The organism is Corynebacterium sp. (assembly GCF_012837295.1).
GTDB lineage: Bacteria > Actinomycetota > Actinomycetes > Mycobacteriales > Mycobacteriaceae > Corynebacterium.
In genome coordinates, this window is sequence record NZ_DURI01000076.1 from 1 (window position 1) to 3,806 (window position 3,806).

General features: G+C 71.6%; 4 protein-coding genes and 1 pseudogene. All 5 read right to left on the reverse strand.

Annotated features, from left to right (window positions below):
• A pseudogene (locus GX015_RS02560) lies at positions 1 to 269 on the reverse strand (hypothetical protein); the annotation flags it as partial.
• A gap of 106 nt (positions 270 to 375) precedes the next feature.
• Positions 376 to 762 carry a DUF2304 domain-containing protein gene (locus tag GX015_RS02565; RefSeq protein WP_291342556.1) on the reverse strand — a complete coding sequence of 129 codons (387 nt, stop codon included), beginning with the start codon at positions 760 to 762 and terminating at the stop codon, positions 376 to 378.
• Complete coding sequence (locus GX015_RS02570) at positions 759 to 1,508, reverse strand: glycosyltransferase family 2 protein (RefSeq protein WP_291342558.1); 750 nt, start codon at positions 1,506 to 1,508, stop codon at positions 759 to 761. Before GX015_RS02570 ends, GX015_RS02565 begins: the two co-directional genes overlap by 4 nt.
• Positions 1,509 to 1,564: 56 nt before the next feature.
• Entirely contained in the window at positions 1,565 to 2,458 is an 894-nt protein-coding gene (locus GX015_RS02575) for a glycosyltransferase (RefSeq protein ID WP_291342561.1), read from the reverse strand.
• A partial coding sequence (locus tag GX015_RS02580; RefSeq protein ID WP_366926219.1) for a hypothetical protein occupies positions 2,455 to 3,806 on the reverse strand: 1,352 nt, incomplete at its 5' end. The genes GX015_RS02575 and GX015_RS02580, both read right to left, overlap by 4 nt.

Genomic DNA, 3,806 nt, shown 5'->3' on the forward strand with positions numbered 1-3,806 from the left:
CCGACCAGCAGCAGCAGCGCGGCGAACCACACCCACAGCGCCGGCGGGACCGTCTTCATCGAGCGGGTGTCGGCGGCGTCATCCTCGGCCGATTCGCCGTCGGCGGTCACCTCATCGGCGGCCACGTCGTCCGCGGAAATCGCGTCGGCCGGGGCCGCGTCGGTCGCTTCCGGGTTGGCGGGGTCGACCGCGTCGGTCGGCTCCTGGCCCCGCCCCAGCTCGGTGGGTTCGTCGGGCGTGCGGGGGTCGGCGTCGTCGCGTCGGGTCATGGCGCCCATTGTGCAGGGTGGGCCGGCTGAGGGGCGAACCGGGGCGTCGCCAAGCGAAAAAGGGCCGGCCCGAAGGCCGACCCGCACCGCACCCGCACCGCCCGGGCTACGCCTCCCGGGAGGGGGCGCCGCCCGTCGCGCCCGGCATGGGGGCGTCGGGGAGCACGGCCGTCTGCAGGGCCACCGACCGGGCGAGCCGGGCGTAGCGCAGCTCCTGCTCGCGGAAACGGATGTACGAGCTCACCGTGGTGAACACGAACGCCAGCACCAGCATGTACAGCAGCAGGTCCGTGCCGCGCGAAACGCCGACCCAGTTGGCCACCACCGTCAGATCGTCGGGGCGGACGATCGCCCACACGCACGCGGCGAGGAACAGCAGGAACCCCAGCTTCACGCCCGCCTTCGCCCGCGCCTTGCGGCGATTGGAGACGAAGTACCAGACCAGGGCGACCATCGCCGCCAGCAGAACAACCTGGATGATCGTCGCGGTCACGGCAGCCTCCTGGCGATGAGCGAGTCGGAGAGGATGTTGACGCCGTTGAACAGCGACTGCCCCTTCGACATGGAGTATTCGGTGTACAGGATGTCGACGGGCTGCTCGGCGACGCGCCAATCCAGCTCGTCCATGAGGTTGACGAACTCGGAGGCGTGGCTCATGCCGTTCATGCGCAGGTTCGTCTGCATGGCGACCGTGCGGTTGAACGCGCGCAGCCCGTTGTGCGCGTCGGTCAGCCCCAGCCGGCGGGTCTTCGGCGACAGTGCGACGACGGTCTTGAGCACGATGCGCTTGATCAGCGGCACCTGGTCGTCCTCGGACTTGGGGCGGCCGAAGCGCGTGCCGACGACGATGTCGACCGGCTCCGTCCGCAGCCGCCGCACCATGGCGACGACGTCCTTGACCTGGTGCTGGCCGTCGGCGTCGAAGGTGACGAAATACTCCGCACCGGCCTGCGCCCGCGCGTACTCGATGCCCGTCTGGATCGCCGCGCCCTGCCCGAGGTTCACCGGGTGGTTGACCAGATGCGCTCCGGCGGCGTGGATCTCGGCCGCCGACTCGTCACGGGAGCCGTCGTTGACGGCGACGATGTTGGGGAAGGTCTCCAGCGCGTTCTCGAGGACGCCGCGGATGACGGTGGCCTCGTTGAAGCAGGGGACTATGAGCCAGGTGTCCGCGAACTCGCCGGGGTGCGGGCGGTCCGCGGCGTTCCCGTCGCCGTTGGGGGCTGCAATGTGGTCCATGATGGGACTCATCGTAGCGGGTGACCGATCCTATCGGCGATGGCTCGCGCGGGGCGTCACCGGCGGCGGTGGAACAGTGCCCGGTAGGCGCGGCCGAGCAGCCCGGTGGGCAGGGCGCGGAACGCCGAGCGCGCGACGAAGTTGAACGCCGCCCGCGGCCGCGACACCAGGCCCAGCTCGACGAGGGTGGCCTGCATCCGCTTTTCGGCGGCCACGATGCCCTTCGACCGCCGCCGGTGGAGCATCCCGGTGGCGCGGAAGCGCGTCAGCGGCTCGGGCAGGTTCACGAACCGCGCACCGTCGGCGAGCAGCCGCGCCCACAGGTCGTAGTCCTCCATGTACGGCGCGTCGCGGTAGCCGCCGACCTTCTTCACGCGCGCGGTGCGGTACATGACGGACGGGTTGTTGATCGGCGAGTTCAGCCGCGCGTACTTCGCGATCGCATCGTGGCTTTCCGGCAGCGCCCGGATCCCGGTGATCTCGCCTCCGCGGTCGTCGTCGAATTCGGCCATCGCCGTGCCGATGACGTCGGGGGTCTCGCTTGGCTGGTTCTCGCTTGACGACGGCCCGGCCTCCCCGTCCGCGACCCGCAGCTGGGATTCGAAGCGCACCGGTTCGGCGATGTCGTCGGCGTCGAGCCGGGCGCACCATTCCTCGTCGATGAGCTCCAGGCCCGTCTGGGAGGCCGGGCCGGAACCGCGGTTCTCCGGCTGCGGCCGGTAGTCGAGCTCGGGGTGGTCGGCGGAGTGGCGTTCGATGACGGCGTCCAGGCCCGGGGTCAGCGGACCGTCGCCGACGAGCACGACCCGGCCCGCACGGACGGTCTGGGCCCACAGGGACTCCAGCGCCTCGTCGAGGTGGCGCTGGTCGACGCGGTGGTAGACGGTCATCAGCACCGCGAGATCGTCGCGGGTCTCGGGAACCTCGGGGGAGGTGCGGTCGGCGGTCACGCCTTCACCATATCCGCCGGTTCCTCCGGCACGACGGCCTTGAGCACCGCCAGGTGGAAGAGCACGCCGAGGGCCGGGCCGATGACCAGCGCGAGCACGCTGCGCAGTTCGAGGGTGCCGGGGCCGAAGAGCACGGCGGTGGCGACGATCGTCGCCAGCAGCCAGCCGAGCAGGTAAGCGCGGTGGCGGCCGACGGCCAGGGTGACCGCGCCGGTGACCATGAGCACCGCGGTGAACGTGGCGCCGAGCGTCAGGCCCGCCAGGGTGCGGCCGGGGACGAAGTAGTCGGGCTTGAGGATGACCTCGAGGATCCACGGCCCGATCAGCCACGCCAGCGCCGAACCGAAGAGACCGAAGGCGAACAGGGCGCCGAGCGGCTTGGCCAGGGCGGCCAGCGGCCCTCCGTCACGGTGGACGAAGTGGACGATGATCGCGTTCTGGAATTTCTCCAGGGGCATGAGCAGCGGCGCGCGCGTCAGCGTCACCGCGTAGGCGATGCCCGCCGCGGTCACGGCGCCCAGCGCACCGGCGCCGTGGTCGGCGCTGATCTTGACCAGCGTCGGAAAGCCCGTGACCAGCACCGCCGAGGCTCCGGCGGCGCCCATGGCGGTGATCATCAGCGGGATGAAGCGGCGCACGGGCACGTCGGCGCGCAGGGTCATCGCCCGGCGGGTGGCCGGGGAGACGGCGGCGAGCAGCAGCCAGCTGACGGTGCCGATCACCGTGATCCACAGCCACGCGCCCAGCCCCCACCCGAACCACCAGGCCAGGGCGGCCGGCACGACGCGGGTGACGATGTCCAGGATGATCAGCGCCGCGTACTGCCCCCACAGCTTCGCGCCGGACAGCACGCCGGACACCGTGGCCTGCATGGCGTACATGGCCAGGCCTCCGGCCATGAGCAGCACGGCCAGCGCGTGGCCGTCGTGGACGACGAGGTCGACCCACAGGGGCCCGGAGGCCGCGAAGAGCACGAAGGTCACCGCCGCCACTCCAGCGGCGACGACCATCGGCCGGGCGCGGATCACGGGTCCGTCGCCGCCACGTGCGGGGCGGGCGGAGGGGGACGCGGGGACGTCGTCAAGTGAAGGCCCGGGAGCGGCCATCCGCCCCGACGCCGGCCCCAGCGAGGAACCCACCGCCCGCGTGGTCTCCTGCATCAGCCCGCCGAGCACGCCCGTCATGGCGAAGAACAGGCCCCAGTAGGCCACGAACTGGATGTTGACGTCCGTGGACAGCCCCCACGCCGACAGGAACAGGATGGCGAAACTGCCGGCGGCGGCGACGAGCGTCGCCAGGGTCAACCACTTCACGGGCGCGCCGCCGGGTCGACGGGGAAGGGCGGCAG